Annotated in this window: 23 protein-coding genes; 12 read left to right on the forward strand and 11 right to left on the reverse strand. The window is 63.7% G+C overall.

What is annotated here, in order from left to right; all coding sequences use genetic code 11:
* The first annotated feature begins 3 nt into the window (after nucleotides 1-3).
* Nucleotides 4-2,046: a S9 family peptidase gene (locus MRBLPB4O_RS21310; protein WP_341796526.1), complete on the forward strand. Its 2,043-nt coding sequence runs from the start codon at nucleotides 4-6 to the stop codon at nucleotides 2,044-2,046.
* Between the two features lie 157 nt (nucleotides 2,047-2,203).
* Here the strand turns inward: MRBLPB4O_RS21310 and MRBLPB4O_RS21315 are convergent, their stop codons facing one another.
* On the reverse strand, nucleotides 2,204-2,482 hold the full coding sequence (locus MRBLPB4O_RS21315) for a hypothetical protein (RefSeq protein ID WP_341796527.1): 279 nt from the start codon (nucleotides 2,480-2,482) through the stop codon (nucleotides 2,204-2,206).
* A gap of 132 nt (nucleotides 2,483-2,614) precedes the next feature.
* Between MRBLPB4O_RS21315 and MRBLPB4O_RS21320 the strand changes: the two genes are divergently transcribed.
* From MRBLPB4O_RS21320 to MRBLPB4O_RS21330, 3 genes are all read left to right on the forward strand, one after another.
* Nucleotides 2,615-2,986: a YajD family HNH nuclease gene (locus MRBLPB4O_RS21320; RefSeq protein ID WP_016488597.1), complete on the forward strand. Its 372-nt coding sequence runs from the start codon at nucleotides 2,615-2,617 to the stop codon at nucleotides 2,984-2,986.
* A gap of 71 nt (nucleotides 2,987-3,057) precedes the next feature.
* Nucleotides 3,058-3,528, forward strand: coding sequence for an RNA methyltransferase (locus tag MRBLPB4O_RS21325; protein WP_016498381.1), 471 nt, complete (start codon nucleotides 3,058-3,060; stop codon nucleotides 3,526-3,528).
* A 79-nt stretch (nucleotides 3,529-3,607) separates the two neighbouring features.
* Nucleotides 3,608-3,946 (forward strand): DUF2892 domain-containing protein, encoded by a 339-nt coding sequence (locus MRBLPB4O_RS21330; RefSeq protein WP_341796528.1) that lies wholly within the window; start codon nucleotides 3,608-3,610, stop codon nucleotides 3,944-3,946.
* A 56-nt stretch (nucleotides 3,947-4,002) separates the two neighbouring features.
* Here the strand turns inward: MRBLPB4O_RS21330 and MRBLPB4O_RS21335 are convergent, their stop codons facing one another.
* Both MRBLPB4O_RS21335 and MRBLPB4O_RS21340 read right to left on the reverse strand, forming a co-directional pair.
* Nucleotides 4,003-5,211 carry a hypothetical protein gene (locus MRBLPB4O_RS21335; protein ID WP_341796529.1) on the reverse strand — a complete coding sequence of 403 codons (1,209 nt, stop codon included), beginning with the start codon at nucleotides 5,209-5,211 and terminating at the stop codon, nucleotides 4,003-4,005.
* A 41-nt stretch (nucleotides 5,212-5,252) separates the two neighbouring features.
* The gene (locus tag MRBLPB4O_RS21340; protein ID WP_016498373.1) at nucleotides 5,253-5,702 is read right to left on the reverse strand and encodes a YcgN family cysteine cluster protein; all 450 of its coding nucleotides are present in this window, start codon (nucleotides 5,700-5,702) and stop codon (nucleotides 5,253-5,255) included.
* Nucleotides 5,703-5,845: 143 nt separating this feature from the next.
* Between MRBLPB4O_RS21340 and MRBLPB4O_RS21345 the strand changes: the two genes are divergently transcribed.
* Nucleotides 5,846-6,439 (forward strand): nitroreductase family protein, encoded by a 594-nt coding sequence (locus MRBLPB4O_RS21345; RefSeq protein ID WP_016498372.1) that lies wholly within the window; start codon nucleotides 5,846-5,848, stop codon nucleotides 6,437-6,439.
* 113 nt (nucleotides 6,440-6,552) lie between these two features.
* Here the strand turns inward: MRBLPB4O_RS21345 and MRBLPB4O_RS21350 are convergent, their stop codons facing one another.
* The 4 genes from MRBLPB4O_RS21350 to MRBLPB4O_RS21365 all read right to left on the reverse strand — a co-directional run bounded on the left by MRBLPB4O_RS21350 (nucleotide 6,553) and on the right by MRBLPB4O_RS21365 (nucleotide 10,774).
* Nucleotides 6,553-7,485: a D-2-hydroxyacid dehydrogenase gene (locus MRBLPB4O_RS21350; protein WP_234229528.1), complete on the reverse strand. Its 933-nt coding sequence runs from the start codon at nucleotides 7,483-7,485 to the stop codon at nucleotides 6,553-6,555.
* Nucleotides 7,486-7,487: 2 nt separating this feature from the next.
* Nucleotides 7,488-7,781 carry a YcgL domain-containing protein gene (locus MRBLPB4O_RS21355; RefSeq protein WP_016488604.1) on the reverse strand — a complete coding sequence of 98 codons (294 nt, stop codon included), beginning with the start codon at nucleotides 7,779-7,781 and terminating at the stop codon, nucleotides 7,488-7,490.
* The gene (rnd, locus tag MRBLPB4O_RS21360) at nucleotides 7,778-8,911 is read right to left on the reverse strand and encodes a ribonuclease D (protein WP_341796530.1); all 1,134 of its coding nucleotides are present in this window, start codon (nucleotides 8,909-8,911) and stop codon (nucleotides 7,778-7,780) included. The genes MRBLPB4O_RS21355 and rnd overlap by 4 nt, the downstream gene beginning before the upstream one ends.
* Before the next feature lie 225 nt (nucleotides 8,912-9,136).
* The gene (locus MRBLPB4O_RS21365; protein ID WP_341796531.1) at nucleotides 9,137-10,774 is read right to left on the reverse strand and encodes a phosphoethanolamine--lipid A transferase; all 1,638 of its coding nucleotides are present in this window, start codon (nucleotides 10,772-10,774) and stop codon (nucleotides 9,137-9,139) included.
* A gap of 252 nt (nucleotides 10,775-11,026) precedes the next feature.
* On the opposite strand from MRBLPB4O_RS21365, the gene MRBLPB4O_RS21370 reads away from it, so the two are divergent.
* Nucleotides 11,027-11,263 (forward strand): YdcH family protein, encoded by a 237-nt coding sequence (locus MRBLPB4O_RS21370; RefSeq protein ID WP_019470635.1) that lies wholly within the window; start codon nucleotides 11,027-11,029, stop codon nucleotides 11,261-11,263.
* Between the two features lie 61 nt (nucleotides 11,264-11,324).
* On the opposite strand, the gene MRBLPB4O_RS21375 is transcribed toward MRBLPB4O_RS21370, so the two are convergent.
* The gene (locus tag MRBLPB4O_RS21375; protein WP_341796532.1) at nucleotides 11,325-12,506 is read right to left on the reverse strand and encodes an aminotransferase class I/II-fold pyridoxal phosphate-dependent enzyme; all 1,182 of its coding nucleotides are present in this window, start codon (nucleotides 12,504-12,506) and stop codon (nucleotides 11,325-11,327) included.
* A 92-nt stretch (nucleotides 12,507-12,598) separates the two neighbouring features.
* Here MRBLPB4O_RS21375 and MRBLPB4O_RS21380 point away from each other — a divergent pair, with 92 nt between their 5' ends.
* Nucleotides 12,599-13,057 carry an Lrp/AsnC family transcriptional regulator gene (locus MRBLPB4O_RS21380; RefSeq protein WP_049276903.1) on the forward strand — a complete coding sequence of 153 codons (459 nt, stop codon included), beginning with the start codon at nucleotides 12,599-12,601 and terminating at the stop codon, nucleotides 13,055-13,057.
* Between the two features lie 109 nt (nucleotides 13,058-13,166).
* On the opposite strand, the gene MRBLPB4O_RS21385 is transcribed toward MRBLPB4O_RS21380, so the two are convergent.
* On the reverse strand, nucleotides 13,167-15,497 hold the full coding sequence (locus tag MRBLPB4O_RS21385) for an FdhF/YdeP family oxidoreductase (RefSeq protein ID WP_341796533.1): 2,331 nt from the start codon (nucleotides 15,495-15,497) through the stop codon (nucleotides 13,167-13,169).
* Nucleotides 15,498-15,722: 225 nt separating this feature from the next.
* Here MRBLPB4O_RS21385 and moaA point away from each other — a divergent pair, with 225 nt between their 5' ends.
* Together moaA and MRBLPB4O_RS21395 are read left to right on the forward strand one after the other, a co-directional pair.
* Complete coding sequence (moaA, locus tag MRBLPB4O_RS21390; RefSeq protein ID WP_341796534.1) at nucleotides 15,723-16,727, forward strand: GTP 3',8-cyclase MoaA; 1,005 nt, start codon at nucleotides 15,723-15,725, stop codon at nucleotides 16,725-16,727.
* A gap of 20 nt (nucleotides 16,728-16,747) precedes the next feature.
* Nucleotides 16,748-17,647 (forward strand): bestrophin family protein, encoded by a 900-nt coding sequence (locus MRBLPB4O_RS21395; RefSeq protein WP_341796535.1) that lies wholly within the window; start codon nucleotides 16,748-16,750, stop codon nucleotides 17,645-17,647.
* A gap of 68 nt (nucleotides 17,648-17,715) precedes the next feature.
* Here the strand turns inward: MRBLPB4O_RS21395 and moaB are convergent, their stop codons facing one another.
* A complete protein-coding gene (moaB, locus tag MRBLPB4O_RS21400; RefSeq protein ID WP_043204243.1) occupies nucleotides 17,716-18,255 on the reverse strand; it encodes a molybdenum cofactor biosynthesis protein B in 540 nt (179 codons plus the stop codon).
* A gap of 140 nt (nucleotides 18,256-18,395) precedes the next feature.
* Here moaB and MRBLPB4O_RS21405 point away from each other — a divergent pair, with 140 nt between their 5' ends.
* Nucleotides 18,396-19,283 carry a LysR family transcriptional regulator gene (locus tag MRBLPB4O_RS21405; protein WP_341796536.1) on the forward strand — a complete coding sequence of 296 codons (888 nt, stop codon included), beginning with the start codon at nucleotides 18,396-18,398 and terminating at the stop codon, nucleotides 19,281-19,283.
* Here the strand turns inward: MRBLPB4O_RS21405 and MRBLPB4O_RS21410 are convergent.
* Nucleotides 19,271-20,053, reverse strand: a complete 783-nt coding sequence (locus MRBLPB4O_RS21410; protein WP_341796537.1) for an AraC family transcriptional regulator — start codon at nucleotides 20,051-20,053, stop codon at nucleotides 19,271-19,273. The two genes, MRBLPB4O_RS21405 and MRBLPB4O_RS21410, sit on opposite strands and share 13 nt — an antisense overlap.
* 368 nt (nucleotides 20,054-20,421) lie before the next feature.
* On the opposite strand from MRBLPB4O_RS21410, the gene MRBLPB4O_RS21415 reads away from it, so the two are divergent.
* Nucleotides 20,422-22,035, forward strand: coding sequence for an APC family permease (locus MRBLPB4O_RS21415; RefSeq protein WP_341796538.1), 1,614 nt, complete (start codon nucleotides 20,422-20,424; stop codon nucleotides 22,033-22,035).
* 23 nt (nucleotides 22,036-22,058) lie between these two features.
* Entirely contained in the window at nucleotides 22,059-22,985 is a 927-nt protein-coding gene (locus MRBLPB4O_RS21420) for a 4-hydroxyproline epimerase (RefSeq protein ID WP_341796539.1), read from the forward strand.
* The last annotated feature ends 40 nt before the right edge of the window (nucleotides 22,986-23,025 follow it).

Consider the following 23,025-nt stretch of genomic DNA (forward strand, 5'->3'; position numbering starts at 1 on the left):
CCAATGCCCAACAAGCCTCAGCCGCCCATCGCCCACGCCGACAACGCCGCGGACCCGTACGCCTGGCTGCAGCAGCGCGACACCCCCGAGGTACTCGCCTACCTGCAAGCCGAAAACGCCTACCAGGAAGCCTGCCTGGCCGACCAGGCGCCGTTGCGCGAGCACTTGTTCGAAGAGATCAAGGGCCGCATCCTGGAAACCGACCTGTCGCTGCCGGCACCCTGGGGCCCTTACCTGTACTACACCCGCACCACCGCAGGCGACGAATACCCACGCCACTACCGCTGCCCGCGCCCGGCCGACGACTCGAACACCGTCGATGAAAGCCAGGAGCAGCTGCTGCTCGACCCCAACGCCCTGGCCAATGGCGGCTTCCTGTCGCTGGGGGCGTTCAACGTCAGCCCCGACCACCGCCTGCTGGCCTACAGCCTCGATACCAGCGGCGATGAAATCTACACCCTGTACGTCAAGGACCTGGCCACTGGCAGCATCACCGCCCTGCCCTTCGACGACTGCGACGGCAGCCTGACCTGGGCCAACGACAGCCAGACGCTGTTCTTCGCCGAACTGGACGACACCCACCGGCCTTGGCGGCTGCGCCGCCACACCCTGGGCAGCGACGATGCGCAGACCGTGTTCGAAGAACCAGACGGGCGCTTCTTCCTGCACTGCTACCGCACCAGTTCCGAGTGCCAGCTGGTGCTGCTGCTGAACAGCAAGACCACCAGCGAGGCCTGGGTACTGGACGCCGAAACCCCGCAGGCGCCGTTCACCTGCCTGGCGCCGCGTGTCGAAGGCCATGAGTACTTCCCCGACCATGGCCAGCTCGATGGCGAGTGGCGCTGGTTCATCCGCACCAACCAGGACGGTATCAACTTCGCCCTGTACCACGCCCCGGTCACACCGGTGCCCAGCCGTGAACAATGGCAGGTGCTGGTGGCACACCGCGATGCGATCATGCTCGAAGGCCTCAGCCTGAATGCCGGCGCCCTGACCCTGAGCCTGCGCGAAGGCGGCCTGCCGATCATCGAAGTACGCCCGCAAGGCCTGCCGGCCTACCGCGTGGAACTCCCCGACGCTGCCTACAGCCTGTACGTGCAAGACAGCCTGGAGTTCGCCAGCACGCGCGTACGCCTGCGCTACGAAGCGCTCAACCGCCCAGCCCAGGTGCGCCAGCTGGCGCTGGCCACGGGCGCCCAGGCGGTGCTCAAGGAAACCCCGGTGCTGGGTGCGTTCGATGCCGATGACTATGTGAGCGAGCGCCTGTGGGCAACCGCCGCGGATGGCACCCAGGTGCCGATCAGCCTGGTGCGTCGCCGCCAGGACCTGGGCAAAACCGTGCCGTTGTACCTGTACGGTTACGGCGCCTATGGCGAAAGCCTCGACCCGTGGTTCTCCCATGCCCGCCTGAGCCTGCTGGAACGCGGCGTGGCCTTTGCCATCGCCCACGTGCGCGGCGGCGGCGAACTGGGCGAAGCCTGGTACCGCGCCGGCAAGCAGGAGCACAAGCCCAACACCTTCAGCGACTTCATCGCCTGCGCCGAGCACCTGATTGCCGAGGGCGTGACCACTGCCGAGCGGCTGGCCATCAGCGGCGGTAGCGCCGGCGGCCTGCTGATAGGCGCAGTGCTGAACCTACGGCCCGAGCTCTTCCGCTGTGCGATTGCCGAAGTGCCGTTTGTCGACGTGCTCAACACCATGCTCGACCCCGAGCTGCCACTGACGGTGACCGAGTACGACGAATGGGGCAACCCGGAGGAGCCGGAGGTGTATGAGCGGATCAAGGCGTATGCGCCCTACGAGAATGTAAAAGCGCAGGCCTACCCGGCGATGCTGGTGGTAGCGGGCTACAACGACAGCCGCGTGCAGTACTGGGAAGCAGCCAAGTGGGTGGCGCGCTTGCGGACGCGCAAGACCGACAACAACCTGCTGCTGCTCAAGACCGAGATGGGGGCTGGGCACGGCGGGATGAGCGGGCGGTACCAGGGGTTGAAGGATGTGGCTCTGGAATATGCGTTCGTGTTTGGCGAGCTTGGTATCGTTTGAGCTAGCTGGGGGCGCCTTGCGCCCCTTTCGCGACGCAAGGCCGCTCCCACAGAGACCGCACCGAGTTCAAGCCATGTGCAGTACTTGTGGGAGCGGCGTTGTGTCGCGATGGGCTGCAAAGCAGCCCCAAATTCCCGCCGGCAACTCACCTTGTCAGTCAATCATCCTCTCCCACCGGCTTCGGCGGGTCTTGGCGCAACCCCGGCAATGGCTGGTCCTTCGGCGGCCCGGGCACTGGCATTGGCGGCAACAAGGGCGCCCCCGGCTGGCTGTCGTAAGCCTTGGGCGGTGTACTCGGGGTTATCTGCGGGTATGGCGTGGGCGTGGGCGTACCCGGTGCACCAGGCACTGGCGTAGTGAGTCGTGGTGGCGTGCTGGCAGCTTCGGCCATGGGCAGGCCAGCCATCAACAACGCGGTGAGGATCGCGTGAAACATCAGCAACCTCCTGTCGGGAACCTGCTTACAGGCTACGCCTAAATCACCGCTTTCGCCTGTCCGCCTGCCCTGCAAGCGCGCTAGACTCAATGCCATAACCGTCATTTGCCTGATCAGAACAAAGGAAACACCATGAGCTCCACCTCTTCCGCCGCCGCCACCGCGCGCCTCGACCGCATCCTGGCCGATGCCAAGCGTGACAAGGAAATGGGCTACCGCGACAAGGCCCTGAGAATGTACCCGCACGTGTGCGGCCGCTGCGCCCGCGAATTCGCCGGCAAGCGCCTGAGCGAGCTGACCGTGCACCACCGTGACCACAACCACGACAACAACCCGCAGGACGGCTCCAACTGGGAGCTGCTATGCCTGTACTGCCATGACAACGAGCATTCGCGCTACACCGACCAGCAGTACTTCAGCGAAGGCTCCACCAGCACGCCGAGTATCGCCAAGGCCACCCACAACCCGTTCGCCGCGCTGGCGGGCATGTTGAAGAAAGACTGACCATCGATTCGGCCCCCGCTACTACCGGGCAGCCCGTATAATCGCGCTTTTTTCGCGAAGGGCCCCGGTACGTGGCAAACAAACGATACAGCTGCATCGGCCTGTTCAACCCCAAGTCGGCAGAAAACGTCGGCTCGGTGATGCGCGCTGCGGGCTGCTATGGCGTCAATTCGGTGTTCTACACCGGCAAACGCTACGAACGCGCGCGTGACTTCGTCACCGACACCAAGCGCGTGCACTACGACATCCCGCTGATCGGCATCGATGACCTGCAGCGCATCATCCCGCTGGGCTGTACGCCGGTGGCGGTGGAGCTGGTGGAAGGTGCGCGCCCCCTGCCGGACTATACCCACCCGGACCGGGCCATCTACATCTTCGGGCCGGAAGACGGCAGCCTCAGCCCCGAGGTGCGGGCGTGGTGCGAAGAAACCATCTACATCCCCACCGAAGGCTGCATGAACCTGGCGGCGACGGTGAATGTGGTGCTGTATGACCGCTTGGCCAAGGGGCTTAATACCCGCTCGGGGCCCAAGTTCAAATGAAGTTGCCGCTGAGCACCCCGAGTGAACGCGGCTGACACCCTGCTGGTCAGCTGCTTACATTTCACACGGAGGTCTTGCCATGCTCGATATACACTCTGCTGCGTCTTCACAGCACAATGTCCATGGTCTGGAACGGGTCAGCTCGCTGGCTGGCGGCGCGCTGATGGTGAGCAAGGGGCTGCGCCATGGCGGCCTGGTCGGCTTGCTGCAGCTGGTGGTGGGAGGTATTGCAGTGGCACGCGGGGTCAGCGGGCATTGCTCGACCAAGGCGTGGTGGCAGCGGCATCGGCAGGAGTACCACCGCTTGCGTTCGGATATAGAACACAGTGCGGCGGAGCTGGAGGCGTTGAAGGCCAGTGCCAAGGCGGCGACGCAGGGAGTGACGGTGACCGGGAAGGATCCGTTGGCTGACAGCTGATCTTTGTGTCGCCTGTACTGGCCTCTTCGCGGGGCCGATACAGGCGCCAGGGATGTCTAACGCAACGCCTTGCTTTGCAGTACCTCGGACTTGCGGCCCAGCACGTTCTCGCTGATTTGCACGAACTCTTCGGTGCTTACGCTGGGCAGCCGCATCAGCCCGCGCACCACATCGTCCAGCGAACGCTTGGCCTGGGTATGAATGCGGATTTCCTTGTCCAGTGCCTGTAGCAGGATTACCCCGCGGGCTACCTGGGCCGGGCTTGCGCGTTCGCCCTTGAGCTGGGTGACCTTGGCGCCCTGCTTGCTCAGGCGCGCCTGCCAGGCCTGGTAGCGGTCATCGCTGACCCCGCCCGAACGGCGCAGCAACTCGCTGGCGTAGTAGTCGGTCAGGCTTTCCACCAGCCAGTCATTGCCGTCGCGCCCACGGATCTGCGCAAACAGCTGCACCACTTCGCGCAGTAACGGGCTGCTGCCGTTCTCGCTCACCATCGGCCGGGCGCTGTGCAGGTACAGCGAACCCTGCGCGGCCATTGCCCCGCGCCACATGCCGTCACGGGCACCGACCAGCAGCAGCTTTGGCGGGTTGCGCGGGAACACCGCCTGCAGCTGCGGCCAGACGTAGGTCAGCAAGGTCAGGCTATCCATGCGCCGCATGCCCTGCCCCACCGGCGCGGCCACGGTGACCTCGGTATCGCCCAGGCGGGCACGGCGGCTACCCAGGTCGCCGGCCAGCATCCAGCCAGTCGGGCGGTCGAACAGGCGCGAAACGTTGTCGATGCGGAACTTGTCCTTGCCAATGCGTGGCCAGGAGGTCTCGATACTCTTCCAGCCCTCGGGCAAGTCGAACGCCAGGCGCGCCACCAGCTCGGTGCCATCTTGCTGGTCAAGTCGCGCAGGCGGTACCAGCTGGTCGCCGAGGAACAGCGCCCAGTGCGGGGTGATACGTGAGGAATAGGCACCGTTGGCGAGCTTCTGGTCGAGCTGCACGCGGTAGCTGAGGCTGGTCTTGCCGGCCGCCGGCTGCCACACGCCACGCTGGCCCTTGAGTTGCCATTGGCCATCGGCCTGGAAGCCGCTGAAGGCCCCGGCCTTGCCCAGGTCGAAGTCGAGGCTGCGCACGGCACTGCCTTCTGCCAGGGTGAGGCGCACTTCAGCCTGGCCACTGGCGGGCAACAGGCGCACCTGGTAGTCAAGGTCGACCTTTTTAGCCCAGGCTGGCGAACTGGCCATCAGGCCCAACAGCAAGAACAGCTGGCAACGCATACAGAAACTCCTTGTTTCCCCGTGGCAGCGGGCCGCGCCGGTCAGCTGGCGCGGAAGATCAGGTGGTCTTCCCAGTCGTCTTCGTGCACATCCTGCTCCCTGAGCATACGCCCCGACTGGGAAATGCGCTGTTCATGGACCTGCTGGCGATCGCCACAGACAAGATGGTGCCAGGCCGGCAGGTCCTTGCCCTCGCTGACCAGGCGATAACCGCAGGTGCTTGGCAGCCACGTGAACTGGTCGGCCTTGCCCGGGGTGAGCTGGATGCAGTCCGGTACATGCGCGAAGCGGTTGGGGTAGTCGCTGCACTGGCAGGTATCCATGTCCAGCAACTTGCAGGCGATACGCGTGTAATAGACGCTGTTGTCGTCTTCGTCCTCAAGCTTTTGCAGGCAGCACAGGCCGCAGCCGTCGCACAGCGACTCCCACTCTTGCGGGCTGAGTTGTTCGAGGGTCTTGCGCCGCCAGAACGGCGCGTTTTCAGCGATCATCACACGGTTTCCTGCACTCATCTTGGGGCCACGGCGCGCGGCGGCGCCAGTCTAGAGCCTGGCCTTCGGCAAAGCCAGACCGCTTGTCAGTCGCGACGGGACGCAGTAGCGTGCCGCTTTCCCGTACGTTTGCAGGAGCTGTCATGAGCGCCACCCCCCGCATTGCCGATTACGCCATCAACGAACAGTTCATCAACCGCTGGTCGCCGCGCGCCTTCACCGCCGAGCCGATCAGCGAAGAAACCCTGCTGAGCTTCCTGGAAGCCGCACGCTGGGCACCGTCGGCGTACAACTCGCAGCCTTGGCGCTTCCTGTATGCCCGCCGCGACACGCCGAACTGGGAGCGCTACCTGAACCTGCTGGTGCCGTTCAACCGCAGCTGGGCGCAACAGGCCTCGGCGCTGGTGCTGATCATCTCCAAGACCACCTTTGCCGCCCCGGGCGCCACGGAAGAAAAACCGGCGCTGTGGCACACCTTCGACACAGGTTCCGCCTGGGGCCACCTGGCCCTGCAGGCCAGCATCAGCGGCTGGCATACCCATGGCATGGCCGGATTCGACCAGGACCTGGCGCGTCAGGAACTGAAGGTTCCCGAGGGCTACGTGCTGCATGCCATGGTGGCGATTGGCAAGCTGGGTGACAAGGCCAGCCTGGATGAAGCGCTGCAGTCGCGTGAAGTGCCAAGCCCGCGCAAGCCGCTGAGCGAGCTGGCTGCCGAGGGTGATTTCAGCCTGTAAGGCCTGTGTAGGCTGCACTGGCCTCTTCGCAGCACAAGGCTGCTCCTGCAGGACCTCCATCGCCCTGCAGGAGCAGCCTTGTGCTGCGAAGAGGCCGATACAGGCACTACAAATCAGTAGCCCTTGGCGAAGTCGACTTCCCCACGCAACCCCTGCCCCGCTTCATAAGCCCGCACATTCTCGACAAACAACCGCACCATCGCCGCCGGCGAGGTGGGTGCCGAACTGTGCCCGGTCAGCAACAGCCCCCAGGCGGTCCAGAACGGGTGTTGTTTGGGTAGTGGTTCCTGCCGGCAGACATCGATCACCGCACCGGCCAGATGGCCTTCCTTCAGCGCTTCGACCAGGTCGGCATCGACCACCGCCACGCCACGCCCGGCATTGATGAACAACGCCGTGGGCAGGAAGCACTTGAACAGCGCCGCGTCATACAGGTCATGGGTAGCCGGGGTGTCCGGCAGCAGGTTGATCACGTAGTCGACCTGGCCAACCATGCGCGGCAAGTCGGCCAGGGCCGCCACCTCGACGAACGGTGCCTGTTCCCGGGCGGTGCTGGCCACACCGTACAGCACCACACCAAACGGTTGCAGGAACTCGGCCACACGCTGGCCAATGTCGCCGGTGCCGACAATCAGCACCTTGCGCCCTTCCAGCGTGCGCCCCGGGCGGTCATCCCAGCGCCGCTCGACCTGGCTGACCAGGCGCGACAGCACCTCGCGCTCATGGCCGAGCATGTAGGTAAGCATGTACTCGGCCATCACCTGGCCGAAGATGCCCACCGCACGGGTCAGGCGATAGTCACGCGGCAGGCCGTCGGCCAGCAACGGCGTGATACCGGCCCACGTCGATTGCATCCACTGCGGCTTGAGGCCCTGGCGCAGCAAGCTTGCCAGCAGGTCCGGCTGGCCCAGCCACACCGTGCACTGCGATGCCTGCTGCGCCAGTTCGGCGGAGTCACCGCTGGTCAGGATTTCCACTTCAGGCGCTGCTTCACGCAATAGCCCGGCGTATCGAGCATGCTCATGCTCAGCAATCAGTACACGCATGGTCAGACCGGGTCGTTACGGCGCAGCAGCTCTTCGGGCAGGTGCTCGATGTACTCATCTTCCAGCGGCGGCATCTGCAGGTGGTAGCCCTGGTTGTCGAGGTTCTCCAGTACCTTGGTGATGTCCTCGCGGGCAAGCTTGCGCTCGGGGCTGAGCACCAGGTCAAACGCGTGCATGGGGGTACCAAAGGCCGGCAGCAGGCCTTCGGGCACGCGCTCCAGGCCGTCCGCCTTGAGCACGTAGAGGTACATTTCGTTCTTGCGGGGGCTCTTGTAGATCGAGCAAATGCGTTTCATCGGGTCTCTCCGGCACCTGCGAGGTTGTCCAGCAGGGCCTGGCCCATGCGCTCACGGCGCCAGCCGCGCAGCGAATCGGGCAGTTGATATGGGCCGTTGGGGTAGCCGCTCTTGAGCAGCGCCTCCAGGGCTTTCTTGCGCAGCATCAGCTCGGGGGTAATCCCCAGGCGCTCGCCTTCGGCCTGGCCGATGGCACGCAGCTGCTTGAGGATGCCGGCGGCCTCGATCGGCAATGGCTCGGGCAAGGGCGCTGGCCACTGCTCCGCTGGCAGACTACCGGCGCGCTTGATCAGCTGGATGAGGAACTCACCGTCCTGACGAATGGTGCGCGGGTGCATCTCGTCGATCTTGGCCAGCGCCGACAGGTTGCTTGGCTGGCTCTTGGCCATGGGCCACAACGAGTGTTCCTTGAGGATGCGGTTACGCGGCACATCGCGGTTGCGGGCTTCGCGCTCGCGCCAGGCGCACAGTTCACGCAGCACCGCCAGTTGCTGGGGGGCCAGCTTCCAGGCGAGCTTGACGTCGCGGTACAGGCTTTCGGGCTCGACTTCACGACGCAATGCGGCCACCAGTTCGGCACCGTCCTCCAGCACCCAGGCGTACTTGTCGTCGGACAAGCGCGGGCGCAGCGCGGTGAACAGCTCGGCCAGGTGCACGGCATCCTCGGCAGCGTAGCTGACCTGGGTTTCCGAGAGCGGGCGCTGCAGCCAGTCGGAACGGGTCTCCCCCTTGGGCAGCTCGATACCCAGCACCTCTTGCACCAGGCGCGAATAACCCATGCTGAAGCCCAGATTCAGGTAACCGGCAGCCAGCTGGGTGTCGAACAGCGGCTGCGGCAGCTTGCCGGTCAGGCGCAGCAGCACTTCAAGGTCTTCGCTGCAGGCGTGCAGCACCTTGACCACGCCACTGTCTTCCAGCAGGTCGGCCAAGGGCTGCCAGTTGCCGATCAACAGCGGGTCGATCAGGAAGGCCCGCTGGCCGTCACCGATCTGAATCAGCCCGGCTTTCGGGTAAAAGGTGTCGACCCGCATGAATTCGGTGTCGACGGCGACGAAGGGCAGTTGGTGCCAGTCGCGGCAGTGTTCGGCCAGGCTCTGGTCGTCACGGATCCAGTGAATTTCGATGGCCACGAGGCTCTCCCACTAACATTGGCGCGCAGTATATACGGCGCGGGCACTGCTGGTGAAACCTGCGCCATCCCTGGAGTAGATAAACGGCGCTGCAAACCGGCCCGTTTTTGTAGGAGCAGCCTTGTGCTGCGAAAGGGCCGGTGCAGGCATTCTGGTAATGGGCTGGCTGTACCGGCCTCTTCGCAGCACAAGGCTGCTCCTACCGGGGGAGGTACAGTCATGCATTCAGCGCTTGGCCGCCAGCCAAGGCCGGCAGCTGGCGAACATGTCCAGCGACTGCTGGTAGAGCTCGGTGTGCACCTGTAACAGGCCGAGCATGGAGTGGAACAGGTTGTCCTGCGACAGCGGGGCATCGCTGAGCTTGGCCAGGCAGTCGGTGTCGAGGCCGAAGTCTTCCTTGTAGCTGTCGGAGAACCAGGTCAGCAGCGGCACGTGCTTCTGCTGCTCTGGGGCAATGGCGTAAGGCGTGCCGTGCAGGAACAGGTTGTACTCGCCCAGCGACTCGCCATGGTCGGACAGGTAGATCATGGCCGTATCGACTTTGTCCTGTTTGCTGCGCAAGGTGTCGATCAGCGACGCCAGCACCTTGTCGGTGTAGGCCAGGGTGTTGTCGTAGCCGTTGATGATTTCCTGCTCGCTGCACTGGTTCAGCGCGTTGCTCTGGCACACCGGCGTGAAGCGCTCGCCGCCAGTGGGGTAGCGCTTGAAGTATTCCGGGCCGTGGCTGCCCATCTGGTGCAGCACCAGCACGGTATCCTTGTCGAGGTTGTCGATCAGCTCGTCCAGGCCTTGCAGCAGGATCTGGTCATGGCATTCGCCATTGGCGCACAGCTGGGGGTCCTTGAGGTTGCTGACATCAATGAACTGCACACGGTCGCAGGTACCCTTGCAGCCTGACTGGTTGTCACGCCATTGTACGGCCAGGCCGGCACGCTGAAGGATGTCCAGCAGCCCTTCGCGGTTCTTCGCCACGCGGGCGTCATAATCCTTGCGTTTCATGCCCGAGAACATGCACGGCACCGAGACTGCCGTTTCCGTACCGCACGAGTGCACGTCGGAAAACGCCAACAGGCCCTGTTCCCTGGCCAGGTTCGGCGTGGTATCGCGGTCATAGCCCAGCACGCCGAAATGGTCTGCCCGGGCACTTTCACCAACCACCAGCACTGTCAGCGACTTGCGCTCATGTTTTTGCCAAGCGGCATCACGCTTGGCATCTTCGCCATAGTGCTGGAACGGGCGCGAAGCAGTACCGACTCGCTCGCTGACATAACCAATGGAGGCCCCGACGATATTGCTCGGGGTGAGCATCAGGCGCAGTTCGTGGTGGTTGCGAAACAGCGACGACAAGCCTTGATAGTTGACCAGCGCTACCGAGCCAAGGGCCACGACACAGGCACCACTGACCACCAGCTTGCCCAGCAGCTCACGGTGCCAGGGGCGGTAGGCGACAGGCGCTTTCCACAGCAGCACTGAAGGCAACACGCCCAGCAGCAGGATATAGGCAGCAAACTTCAGCGACATCAAGTCGCGCACTTCTGCAACATTGGTCTCAGCCATATTGCGGAACATGCCGGCATCAATAAGTACACCGTACTGGTTCATGAAGTAAGCCACACCGGCTCCACTCATGAACAACACGATAAGTAACGGCTTCAATATATAGCGGAAGGCAAACAAGGTGAGGATCAGATTGAAGGCAAACAACATCAGCACGGCAAATGCCAAGCTCAGCCACAGCCCCGACAGGCCGGCGGGCACGACCTCTTGCAGATGCTCCCAAAGGAACATGTTCAAGCCAATCAGCAGGTAAAGGCTGGCCAGCAGCGTGACCCATTCAGTCCGCATGGATTTGAAGTTGAGCATCAGCGTTCGCAATCAAGAGTAATTATCAACTCCCAGGCCGCATGGCACGGTGGGAAAGTTGGGCGAACTCTAGAAAGCGCGTCATCAATTTTTCGTGAAAAAGACGGTAACAATTTAGTGAAGCTGCGTCTTTTATCAATTACCTGACAGCGGTTCAGCTGGCATTCAGCCTGGCAGCCGTCACAAGCCTGCGCAAACGCGGCTATCCTCAGTGGTCAGGACCTTACCGACAACCCTGACAGAGGTGAAGAAATGCCAGTTCCGCATGATCTGCTCGCTGACCTGCACGTTACCGCTGATGCATTCCAGGCGCTCATAGACAAGGACCAGACGCTGCACACGCTGCACAAGGAATACAACGCCAAGGACAAGGAGGTGGTCGCCGCCGAAGGCAACGGTACCAACGACGACGCCGTCAACCGGCTGCGCAAGGAACGGTTGCTGATCAAGGACAAGATCGAACGGATCATCCATCCGCCCAAATCCTGACAAAAATTCATCCAACCTGCAGGCCTCTTCGCGGGCTCGCCCGCGAAGAGGCCTGCCGCCCTTACACTGCAGCCAGCGCTTTCAGTGCACCATCCAGGTCCTCGATCAGGTCGCGGTAATCCTCGATCCCCACCGACAGCCGCAGCAGATTCTCGCTGATCCCCATCACCCCTTTCTGCTCCGGGCTCAGCGAGCAGTGCGACATGGTCCACGAGTGGTTGATCATGCTCTCCACCCCGCCCAGCGAGTCAGCCAGCACAAAAATCTGCAGCGTTTCCACCAGGCGGTTGAGCGCGGCCCGATCACCCTTGACCTTCATCGCCACCACCGCCCCGCCACTGCGCATCTGGCGTTTGCACAGTTCATGCTGGGGGTGGCTTTCCAGCCCCGGGTAATACACCTGCTCGATCTGCGCATGCCCTTCGAGGAAACGTGCCACCTGCAGGGCGTTGCTGCATTGGCGTTCCATGCGCACATCCAGGGTCTTCAGGCCGCGCAGGGCGAGGTAGCAGTCGAACGGCCCCTGCACCGCGCCAATCGCCATGCTGATGCGGCGCAGGCGCGCCAGCAGCGCATCATTGGCCGCCACTACCACGCCACCGGTCAGGTCGGAGTGGCCGCCGATGTACTTGCTGGCCGAGTGCATCACCAGGTCCACGCCCAAGGTAATCGGGCGCTGGTTCCACGGTGAGCAGAAGGTATTGTCGATGCAGGTGAGAATCCCCCGCGCCCTGGCAAGGTCGCACACTGCCTTGATGTCGACCAGGTGCAGCAACGGGTTGGTCGGCGACTCGATCCAGATCAGCTGGGTTTCTGGCTTGATGGCGGCAGCCACGGCCTCAAGGTCGTTGAGGTCGACATAGGTGGTGGTCAGGCCCGAGGTGCGGCTGCGGTAGTCTTCCAGGATGCGGAAAGTGCCGCCATACACGCCGTTCATCACTACCACATGGGAATCCTTGGGCAGCAGCTCCAGCACCGTCGCAGTGGCATTCACCCCCGAGGCGCAGGCCACCGCGCCCACGCCTTCCTCCAGGGCGGCGACACAGGTTTCGTAGGCATGCCGGGTGGGGTTGCCGACCCGGCTGTAGGAGTACTCCGGCTTGTCGTCCAGGCTGCGCTTGGTGAACGAACTGGCGGTGACGATGGCCGGGAAGATGGCGTTTTCGGCGACGCTGAACTGCTCGCCGGCGTGAATGGTACGGGTGGCGAAATTGCGCGGCTTGTCGGACATGGTCAGGCCCATTGGCAGAGTGAAGGCTGCAACTATCGCACAACCCAAATCTTCTGGCCTTGGGGTAATCTGTGAAAAATTTTTCTACACGGCCCGCGCGCGATATGGACAGTTTCGACCAGCACATTCTTACCCTGCTTCAGCGCGATGCCTCGATCTCGCTCAAGGACCTGGCCGAGGCCGTCAACCTGTCCACCACGCCGTGCTGGAAGCGGGTCAAGCGCCTGGAAGAAGAAGGCTACATACTCGGCCGTGTCGCCCTGCTGGACCCCGAACGGCTTGGGCTGGGGCTGACGGTGTTCGTCCAGCTCAAGACCCAGCGCCACGACAGCGCCTGGCTGGAGCAGTTTGCCGCGACTGTGACCGGGTTCGAGGAAGTGATGGAGTTTTACCGCATGTCGGGGGATTGGGACTACATGCTGCGGGTGGTGGTGGGAGATATTGCGGCGTATGACCGGTTCTACAAAAAGCTGATTACCCGTACCGATGGGCTGTCGAACATCACCTCCAGTTTTGCCATGGAACAGATGAAGTACACCACGGCTTACCCGGTGCATCGGTGATCAAGGGCTGCTTTGCAGCCCATTCGCGGCACAAGGCCGCTCCTACAGGGGAATGCGATCACCTGTAGGAGCGGCCTTGTGCCGCGAAGAGGCCAGCTCAGGCAACCGGTCAATCCGAAGCCAACACCGCGGCAATGCGGTTCCCCGCCTTGGCTTTCTCGACCTTGATGGCCACAAATTTCGAAGTCGGGGTGTAGGTCCCCTCGCCATAACTTTCCAGCGGCACCAGTGGGTTGGTCTCCGGGTAATACGCCGCTGCCTGCCCCTCAGGCACGTCATACGCCACCAGGCGGAACCCGGAAACCCTCCGCTCCACGCCATCCTCCCACAGCGACACCAGGTCCACCTGCTCACCCGGCTCGAAGCCCAGGCGGCGGATGTCGGCCTCGTTGACGAACACCACTTCACGCAGGCCGAACACCCCGCGATAGCGGTCATCCAGGCCATACAGGGTGGTGTTGTACTGGTCATGCGAGCGCAGCGTCTGCAGGATCAGGTCGGGCTTGTCACCCCGCGCCAGCACCTTGGCGTTGACCAACTCTTCCGGCAGTGCGTGGGGCATGAAGCGGGCCTTGCCCGTGGCCGTGCGGAATTTGCGATCGGCGGCATTGTTGCCCAGGTGGAAACCGCCCGGGCTATGCAGGCGTTGGTTGAAGCCGGTGAAACCCGGGATCACGTCGGCGATCATGTCACGAATGCGGTTGTAGTCGGCCACCGCATACTCCCAGTCGATCGGCTGATTGCCCAGCGTGGCCTTGGCCATGCCGGCGACGATCCACGGTTCGGAGCGCATGTGCGGCGAACGCGGGCGCAACTGGCCGTTGGAGATGTGCACCATGCTGAAGGTGTCCTCCACGGTCACCCCTTGCGGCCCTTCGGCCTGCAGGTCGATTTCGGTACGGCCCAGGCACGGCAAAATCAACGCATCGCGGCCTGTCACCAGGTGCGAGCGGTTGAGCTTGGTGGAAATCTGCACGGTCAACGCGCAGTTCTGCAGGGCCGCGTGGGTGCGCGGGGTGTCCGGGGTGGCTTGGGCGAAGTTGCCGCCCAAGGCGATGAACACCTTGGCCCGGCCCTCTTCCATGGCCTTGATCGCCAGCACCGCGTTGTGCCCGTGGGCCCGCGGCACGCGGAACTGGAAGCGTTTTTCGATGGCGTCGAGCAGCGCCGCCTTGGGCTTCTCGTCGATGCCCATGGTGCGGTCCCCCTGCACGTTGCTGTGGCCGCGCACCGGCGACAGGCCGGCGCCGGGCTTGCCGACGTTGCCGCGCAGCAGCTGCAGGTTGACGATTTCCTGCACGGTCGGCACCGAATGGCGGTGCTGGGTGACGCCCATGGCCCAGCACATGATCACCCGCTCGGCCTTGCGGTACATGCGTGCGGCCAGCTCGATCTCGGCCAGGGTCAGGCCCGACTGTTTGACGATGTGCTCCCAAGAGGTGGCGTCCACCGCTGCCAGGTAGTCATCGACGCCGCTGGTGTGCTCGGCGATGAAAGCATGGTCGAACACCGCCGGCTCGCCCTTGGCCTGGGCTTCGCGCTCCCACTGCAAGAGGAATTTGGCAATGCCACGCATGGCCGCCATGTCACCGCCCAAGGCCGGGCGGAAGTAGGCGCTGGACGTCGGCTCGGAGCCGTTGCTGAGCATTTCGAACGGGTGCTGCGGGTGCTGGAAGCGCTCCAGGCCACGCTCCTTCAGCGGGTTGAAGCACACCACCTGGGCCCCGCGCTTGACCGCCTCACGCAGCGGTTCGAGCATGCGTGGGTGGTTGGTGCCGGGGTTCTGGCCGATGACAAAGATGGCGTCGGCCAGCTCCAGGTCGTGAAACACCACGGTGCCCTTGCCCACCCCGAGGGTTTCCGACATGCCGGCGCCGCTGGCTTCGTGGCACATGTTCGAGCAATCGGGGAAGTTGTTGGTGCCGTAAGCGCGCACGAACAGCTGGTACAGGAACGCCGCCTCGTTGCTGGCCCGGCCCGAGGTGTAGAACTCGGCCTCATCGGGCGACTGCAGCGCACGCAGGTGCGTGGCGACCAGCTCGAAGGCCTCCTGCCAGGTGGTTTCGACATAGTGATCGGTGGCAGCGTCGTAGCGCATCGGGTGCGTGAGGCGGCCCTGGTATTCGAGCCAGTAGTCGGTCTGGTCCTTCAGCGCGCTGACGCTGTATTTGGCGAAGAAGGCCGGGTCGACCGAGCGGCCGGTGGCTTCCCAGTTAACCGCCTTGGCGCCGTTTTCGCAGAACTTGACCATATCGCTTTCCGGCGACTCGCCCCAGGCACAGCCGGGGCAGTCGAAGCCGCCGTTCTGGTTGGTCTTGAGCATGGCCCGCAGGTTCTTGAAGGCATTTTCGCTGCCCAGCCAGCTTTTGGTGACGCTCTTGAGCGCCCCCCAGCCAGCGGCGGCGCCCTTGTAGTCCCTGATGTGTTCGTCCTGGCTCATGCGATGAATCCTCACGCTTCGATGCTTTTTTCCAGCCTATTGAGCGTGAGGCAGGGGCGTCCAATCGAAAGATCTTACGGTGTGATAAGCGGTTTCGATCATGGGCCGGGAATGTGGTTGCCGCCATGATAGAGGCCGTCGATCAAGCAGTCGGACAAAGCAATTTGACGCACCTGCGGCCAGGTTATAGCTTGGAGTTGTGTCCCAACCCATTCGAGCGCGAACGTGGAACAGAACAGCCGGGCCCTGATCGACGGCTTCAACCGGAAAATCGACTACCTGCGGATGTCGGTCACCGACCGCTGTGACTTCCGTTGCGTGTACTGCATGGCAGAAGACATGCAGTTTCTGCCGCGCCAGCAGATCCTCAGCCTCGAAGAACTGTTCCAGGTGGCCGAGCGCTTCGTCGCCCTGGGCACCCGCAAGATCCGCCTGACCGGCGGCGAGCCACTGGTACGCCAGGGCATCGTCGACCTGTGCGGGCGCATCGCAGCCCTGCCCGGCTTGCGCGAACTGTGCCTGACCAGCAACGGCTCGCAACTCGGGCGCCTGGCCCAGCCGCTGTTCGATGCCGGCGTGACGCGCCTGAACATCAGCCTCGACAGCCTGGACGCCGACCGCTTCAAGCAGCTGACCCGCACCGGCGACCTGCATCAGGTCATCGCCGGTATCGACGCCGCACGCAAGGCCGGGTTCAAGCGCACCAAGCTCAACTGCGTGGTGCTCAAGGGCCGCAACGATCATGAACTGGTCGACCTCGTGCGCTTCGCCATTGATCGCGAACTGGACATCACCTTCATCGAAGAAATGCCGCTTGGGGTGATCAGCGAGCACGAACGCGGCGAGTCGTTCTGCTCCAGTGATGAAGTACGTGAGCGCCTTGCCGAGCAGTTCACCCTGATCGAATCCACCGAATCCTCACAGGGCCCGGCCCGCTACTGGCGCCTGGCCGAAACCGCGAACACCCGAGTCGGCTTCATATCGCCGCACAGCCACAATTTCTGCGCCACCTGCAACCGCGTGCGCCTGACGGTCGAAGGCCGCCTGCTGCTATGCCTGGGCAATGAACATTCGGTGGACCTCAAGCATGTGCTGCGCGCGCACCCTGGCAATGCCGAACGCCTGGAAAAGGCCATCCGCGATTCGCTGCACCTCAAGCCGTACCGCCATCACTTCGAAGTCGGTGGCGACGTGCAGATCCTGCGCTTCATGAACATGACCGGCGGCTAAGCGGCCGTCTCTGGAAATCCATGATCGTCCACCCAACCCCCGATGTGCTGCGCGTGCTGTTCACCCTCAAGGGTTCGATCGTCAAGCGCATTGCCCTGCGCTGCCTGATGGTGACCCTGCTGGCCGCGCTGATCGTGCTGATCGAGCGCCATTACCCGGCGTTTTTCTACCCGGTGAGCGCCACGCCGTTCACCTTGCTTGGCCTGTCGCTGTCGATCTTCATGAGCTTTCGCAACAACGCCTGCTATGACCGCTGGTGGGAGGGCCGCAAAGCTTGGGGCAAGCTGATCATCGAAACCCGCTCGTTCGTGCGTGAGAGCGTTGTCATTACAGATGGAAAACTGCGTAACGAACTGCTGCGCAGCCTGTGCGGTTTTGCCCATGCATTGAATGCGCGGCTGCGCGGTGAGGACGAACTGGCGGCTGCCCGGCCATGGCTCGCCCGGCCAGAGGCGATCAGCTCGCACAACGTGTGCGATGGCATCCTGCGCGAAATTGGCCAGCATTGCTCAAGGCTGGCAGAGCAACAGCAGATCAGTGACTGGCGTTACAGTTTGCTGGAGCAGCGGCTGGTAGGGTTGACCGAAGTACAGGCCACCTGTGAGCGGATCAAGGGTACGCCCTTGCCGTTCCCCTATACGCTGCTGCTGCACCGCACCATCTACATCTTCTGCCTGCTGCTACCGTTTGCCCTGGCCGAGCCCCTGGGCTGGCTGGCGCCGCTGTTCACCACCATCGTGGGGTACACGTTCTTCGGGCTGGATGCGATTGGCAACGAGCTGGAAGACCCGTTCGGGCGCGATGAGAATGATTTGCCGACCGATGCCATGGTGCGGACTGTGGAGCGCGATGTGCTGGCGGGGTTGGGGGAGCAGCAGTTGCCGCCGGCGTTGTTGCCGGTGGGGTATGTGTTGAGCTGACGATTTGTGGTTGCCTGTTCTGGCCTCTTCGCGGGCACGCCCGCGAAGAGGCCAGAACAGGAGTAGCATCAGCCCCGGCTTGCGCAGGCCTCGATCGGCAACAGGTGTTTGACGAAATTGCACGGCCGATGCCGGGCATCCAGCTGCTCGGCCAGGATACCCTCCCACGCGGTACGGCAGGCCCCGGTAGAGCCAGGCAGGCAGCACACCAACGTTCTGTTGGACAACCCGGCCAACGCCCGACTCTGCACGGTCGAGGTGCCGATATCCAGAATCGACAACGCCCGGAACAGCTCGCCAAAACCATCGATGCGCTTGTCCAGCAAGCATTCGACGGCCTCCGGCGTGCTGTCTCGCCCGGTAAAGCCGGTGCCGCCGGTAATCAGCACCACCTGCACCTGCTCATCGGCAATCCAGGTCGCCACCTGGGCGCGGATCTTGTACAGGTCGTCCTTGAGCAGCGCCCGCGCCACCAGCCGGTGGCCGATCTCTACCGAACGGCTGGCCAGCAGCTCGCCAGAGGTATCGTTGTCGTAGGTACGGGTGTCGCTGACGGTCAGCACGGCGATGTTCAGCGGTACGAAGACTGCATCGGGTTGGACGCGCACGGTAAAGCTCCTTGAATGGCATTGTCGCCACGCTAGAGGCACGGCCCGAGGGCGTCCAATCAATATGGCGTACCGGGCGATCAATGACATCTATCGCAGACGTGGGTTAAGGTCTGCATAACCAGACGCCAGGCACTTTCATGGACATCAAGCAGCTCAAGTTCCTCATCGCCCTCGACCAGACCCGCCATTTCGGCCAGGCGGCGGCGTTGTGCCATATCACCCAGCCGACGCTGTCCATGCGCCTGCGCAACCTGGAGGACGAACTGGAGCTGGTGCTGGTCAAGCGTGGCCAGCGCTTCGAAGGTTTTACCGAGGCCGGCGAGCGCATCCTGGCCTGGGCCCGCACCCTGCTCGCCGCCCACGACGGCCTGCAGGCCGAGGCTGCCAGCTGCCGCGGCCAGGTGGTCGGCAGCCTGCGCCTGGGCACCGTGCCGCTGGCCAGCTTCAACCCCATGCACCTGCTGCTGCCGCTGCGCGAAAAATACCCCGAACTGCACTTTCAGCTCAGCTCGCTGAGCTCGGAACAGGTCATCGACGGGCTCAGCCGCAACCAGCTCGACTTGGGTATCTGCTACCTGGACCAGGTCAACACCAGCTTCTTTGAAGTGATCGAACTGGGCACCACCACCATGGGCCTGCTGCACGACACCCGGCACTTCCAGTTCGCCAGCGACCCGCTGCGCTGGGATGCACTCAGCGACATACCACTGGGCCTGCTGAGCAAAGGCATGCACTACCGCCAGTCTCTGGACCTGAGCTTCCGCAGCCGCGGCCTGGAGCCGAATGCGGTGCTGGAAAGCGACTCGACCTTCCAGCTGATCCAGGCCATCAACACCGGCATGTGCTGCGCGATCATGCCGCTGGACTGCGGCCTGGAAGACCTCAGCGAGCACCTGCGCATCTTGCCGGTGGCCGACGCCGCCATCCACAGCCCGGTCGGCCTGCTGTTGCGCCGCAGCGAGCCGCGCTCGGCGATTGCCGAACAGTGCTTCGCCGAGGCCAAGGTGCTGTTTCAAGCCACCTGATCGCTGGTGGCCTGGCGGTACTGCCGCGGGGTAAAGCCGGTCAGTTGCTTGAACTGGCGGCTGAAGGCGCTGTGGTCGGTGTAGCCGCAGCGCATCGCCACGTCCGTGATGGGCAGGTCCGAATGCAACAGGCGGTGGGCGTGCTCCAGGCGTGCCTTGTGGATCATCTGCCGGGGCGTGAGGTGGAACACCCGCTTGCAGTAGCGCTCCAGCTGGGCCACGGAAATACCGGCGATGCGGGTCAGCTCGCCCATGCTGATCGGCTGGTGAAAGTGCTGGCGAATGTGCTCGTCCACCGCGGCCAGGCGTTGATAGGCGGGGTGGCTGTCGGCGGCTGATTGCAGGTCGACCGAAATGCCGACCAGGCCGATGATCTCGCCCGCCTGGTTGTACAGCGGGCGCTTGTGGGTCAGGCACCAGCCGGGTTCACGGCTGCCGTACAGGTGCAGCTCCAGTTGGTCCTCCAGCACCATCCCTTCCTTGAGCACCCGGCGGTCTTGTTCGGTGTAGCCGGGGCCGAGCTGTGCCGGGAATACCTCGGCACTGGTCTTGCCCAGCAACGGTTGCAGGCGCTTGAGGCCACAGCGCTGGACCAGGGTGTTGTTGGCCAGCACATAGCGGGCAGCCGGGTCCTTGATGAAGATGGCGGCGTTGGGGATGGCGTCGAGGATCGGCAGCAGCAGCGACACACCGGCAAGCAGGGCCTCGAGGGTGGCGGGGCGGTGCTGGTCGAGAGACTGGTAGAGGGTTGCCAGGGGGGTGTTGGTCATCTTCTCTATCTCGGTTTGCTGGGCGGGCCTCTTCGCAGCACAAGGCTGCTCCTACATGCCTTGATAGCCATGCGGTCCTTGTAGGAGCAGCCTTGTGCTGCGAAGAGGCCAGCACTGGCGCTGCATCTCTCAAACCCTTATCCGGTATGGCCTACAGCCTATCTACCAGCCCACCCTGGCCACCAGCTTTTTTTGCAACTGTGCCGATTTCGTCATCCCCCCTGCAGAAAACCATCAAGAACCGTCGCCCCGACCGGTTCACTCTATGCCCCACGCAAGCCGCCCAAGTCCTACAAGAGCGCGGCCCAAAAAGCCGCATCTCGTGACATCAGACCTGCCTATCCAATAACCAACAAAAAGGCGAACCCATGTCAGGCAAATTCAAAAAACAGCTATCACTGCTGGACCTCACCTTCATCGGCCTAGGGGCCATTTTCGGCTCCGGCTGGCTGTTCGCCGCCAGCCACGTGTCGGCCATCGCCGGCCCGGCCGGCATCCTCTCCTGGTTCCTCGGCGGGTTCGCCGTACTGCTGCTGGGCATCGTCTACTGCGAACTGGGCGCCGCCCTGCCACGTGCCGGTGGCGTAGTGCGCTACCCGGTTTACTCGCACGGCCCACTGCTCGGCTACCTGATGGGTTTCATCACCCTGATCGCCTTTTCCAGCCTGATCGCCATCGAAGTGGTCGCCTCACGCCAATACGCCGCTGCCTGGTTCCCCGGGCTCACCAAGGCCGGCTCCAGCGACCCGACCGTGCTCGGCTGGCTGGTGCAGTTCGCCCTGCTGGGGCTGTTCTTCTTCCTCAACTACCGCAGCGTGAAAACCTTCGCCAAGGCCAACAACCTGGTCAGCGTGTTCAAGTTCATCGTGCCGCTGCTGGTAATCGGCGTGCTGTTCACCTTCTTCAAACCAGAAAACTTCGAGGTCCAGGGCTTTGCCCCGTTCGGCCTGTCCGGGGTGGAAATGGCCGTGTCGGCAGGCGGCATCATCTTCGCCTACCTGGGCCTGACGCCGATCATTTCGGTGGCCAGCGAGGTGAAGAACCCACAGCGCACCATCCCTATCGCACTGATTTTGTCGGTGCTGCTGTCCACCGCGATCTACGCCCTGCTGCAACTGGCCTTCCTCGGCAGCGTGCCCACCGAAATGCTGGCCAACGGCTGGGCCAGCGTGACCAAGGAACTGGCCCTGCCCTACCGTGACATCGCCCTGGCCCTGGGTGTGGGCTGGCTGGCCTACCTGGTGGTGGCCGACGCCGTGATCTCGCCCAGCGGCTGCGGCAACATCTACATGAACGCCACCCCGCGGGTGATCTATGGCTGGACGCAGACCGGCACCTTCTTCAAGTACTTCACCCGCATCGATGCAGAATCCGGCATCCCGCGCCCGGCCCTGTGGCTGACGTTTGGCCTGTCGGTGTTCTGGACCCTGCCGTTCCCCTCGTGGGAAGCGCTGATCAACGTGGTATCGGCTGCCCTGGTACTGAGCTACGCCGTCGCCCCGGTCACCGTCGCCGCCCTGCGCCGCAATGCACCAGACATGCCGCGCCCGTTCCGGGTCAAGGGCATGGCGGTGCTCGGCCCGCTGTCGTTCATCATCGCCGCGCTGATCGTGTACTGGTCGGGCTGGAACACCGTGTCGTGGCTGCTGGCCCTGCAAATCGTGATGTTCGTGCTGTACCTGCTGTGCAGCCGTTTCGTACCCACCCAACACCTGTCGCTGGCCCAGCAAGTACGCTCGTCGGCATGGCTGATCGGCTTCTACGCGGTGACCATCCTGCTGTCGTGGTTGGGCAGCTTCGGCGGCCTGGGGGTGCTCGGCCACCCGTTCGACACCGTGGCTGTGGCCGCCTGCGCGCTGGGCATCTACTACTGGGGCGCCGCGACTGGCGTGCCTGCCCACCTGGTGCGCCTGGAAGGTGAAGACGAAAGCGAAGCCGCCGCTGAAACCTATACCCGCCGCCCTGCCGCCGTCGCTTCCTGATCTTTTACGCAAGGGACAAGCCCATGAAACAGATACACGTCATCGACTCCCACACTGGCGGCGAACCAACCCGCCTGGTGATGAAGGGCTTCCCGCAACTGCGCGGCCGCAGCATGGCCGAACAGCGCGACGAACTGCGCGAGCTGCACGACCCATGGCGCCGTGCCTGCCTGCTGGAGCCACGCGGCAACGATGTGCTGGTCGGCGCGCTGTATTGCCCACCGATGTCGGCCAACGCCACCTGCGGGGTGATCTTCTTCAACAACGCCGGCTACCTGAACATGTGCGGCCACGGCACCATCGGCCTGGTCGCCTCGTTGCAGCACTTGGGCCTGATCGCACCGGGTGTGCACAAGATCGACACCCCGGTCGGCCAGGTCAGCGCCACCCTGCATGAAGACGGCGCCATCACCATCGGCAACGTGCCCTCCTACCGCTACCGCCAACAGGTAGCGGTGGACGTGCCCGGCCACGGCGTGGTGCGCGGCGACATCGCCTGGGGCGGCAACTGGTTCTTCCTGGTTTCCGAACACGGCCAGCGTATCGAGCTGGCCAACCGTGAGGCGCTGACCGAGTACACCTGGGCCATGCTCAAGGCCCTCGAAACCCAGGGCATCACCGGCGAAAACGGCGCGCCTATCGACCACGTCGAGCTGTTTGCCGACGACGCCAACGCCGACAGCCGCAACTTCGTGATGTGCCCCGGCAAGGCCTACGACCGCTCCCCGTGCGGCACCGGCACCAGCGCCAAGCTGGCCTGCCTGGCCGCCGACGGCAAGCTTGCCGAAGGCCAGACCTGGGTACAGGCCAGCATCACCGGCAGCCAGTTCCATGGCCGCTACGAGCGCGACGGCGACCACATTCGCCCGTTCATCACCGGCCGCGCCTACATGACCGCCGACAGCACCCTGCTGATCGACGAACAGGACCCGTTCGCCTGGGGCATCTGACCCCGCCTTTTTCCGACTGAATACTGCGAGGAGTGACAAC

This window comes from Pseudomonas sp. LPB4.O (assembly GCF_038383825.1).
Classification (GTDB): domain Bacteria; phylum Pseudomonadota; class Gammaproteobacteria; order Pseudomonadales; family Pseudomonadaceae; genus Aquipseudomonas; species Aquipseudomonas putida.

Bases quoted from the DNA above. Each gene is read 5' to 3' on its own strand.
- MRBLPB4O_RS21385 (WP_341796533.1), bottom strand. From the start codon at position 15,497: ATGAGCCAGGACGAACACATCAGGGACTACAAGGGCGCCGCCGCTGGC.
- MRBLPB4O_RS21370 (WP_019470635.1), top strand. From the start codon at position 11,027: ATGCCAGTTCCGCATGATCTGCTCGCTGACCTGCACGTTACCGCTGAT.
- MRBLPB4O_RS21350 (WP_234229528.1), bottom strand. From the start codon at position 7,485: ATGCGTGTACTGATTGCTGAGCATGAGCATGCTCGATACGCCGGGCTA.
- MRBLPB4O_RS21415 (WP_341796538.1), top strand. From the start codon at position 20,422: ATGTCAGGCAAATTCAAAAAACAGCTATCACTGCTGGACCTCACCTTC.
- MRBLPB4O_RS21420 (WP_341796539.1), top strand. From the start codon at position 22,059: ATGAAACAGATACACGTCATCGACTCCCACACTGGCGGCGAACCAACC.
- MRBLPB4O_RS21340 (WP_016498373.1), bottom strand. From the start codon at position 5,702: ATGATCGCTGAAAACGCGCCGTTCTGGCGGCGCAAGACCCTCGAACAA.
- MRBLPB4O_RS21330 (WP_341796528.1), top strand. From the start codon at position 3,608: ATGCTCGATATACACTCTGCTGCGTCTTCACAGCACAATGTCCATGGT.
- MRBLPB4O_RS21355 (WP_016488604.1), bottom strand. From the start codon at position 7,781: ATGAAACGCATTTGCTCGATCTACAAGAGCCCCCGCAAGAACGAAATG.
- MRBLPB4O_RS21395 (WP_341796535.1), top strand. From the start codon at position 16,748: ATGATCGTCCACCCAACCCCCGATGTGCTGCGCGTGCTGTTCACCCTC.
- MRBLPB4O_RS21335 (WP_341796529.1), bottom strand. From the start codon at position 5,211: ATGCGTTGCCAGCTGTTCTTGCTGTTGGGCCTGATGGCCAGTTCGCCA.
- MRBLPB4O_RS21315 (WP_341796527.1), bottom strand. From the start codon at position 2,482: ATGTTTCACGCGATCCTCACCGCGTTGTTGATGGCTGGCCTGCCCATG.
- MRBLPB4O_RS21320 (WP_016488597.1), top strand. From the start codon at position 2,615: ATGAGCTCCACCTCTTCCGCCGCCGCCACCGCGCGCCTCGACCGCATC.
- MRBLPB4O_RS21410 (WP_341796537.1), bottom strand. From the start codon at position 20,053: ATGACCAACACCCCCCTGGCAACCCTCTACCAGTCTCTCGACCAGCAC.
- MRBLPB4O_RS21375 (WP_341796532.1), bottom strand. From the start codon at position 12,506: ATGGGCCTGACCATGTCCGACAAGCCGCGCAATTTCGCCACCCGTACC.
- MRBLPB4O_RS21345 (WP_016498372.1), top strand. From the start codon at position 5,846: ATGAGCGCCACCCCCCGCATTGCCGATTACGCCATCAACGAACAGTTC.
- MRBLPB4O_RS21365 (WP_341796531.1), bottom strand. From the start codon at position 10,774: ATGCTCAACTTCAAATCCATGCGGACTGAATGGGTCACGCTGCTGGCC.
- MRBLPB4O_RS21310 (WP_341796526.1), top strand. From the start codon at position 4: ATGCCCAACAAGCCTCAGCCGCCCATCGCCCACGCCGACAACGCCGCG.
- MRBLPB4O_RS21380 (WP_049276903.1), top strand. From the start codon at position 12,599: ATGGACAGTTTCGACCAGCACATTCTTACCCTGCTTCAGCGCGATGCC.
- MRBLPB4O_RS21405 (WP_341796536.1), top strand. From the start codon at position 18,396: ATGGACATCAAGCAGCTCAAGTTCCTCATCGCCCTCGACCAGACCCGC.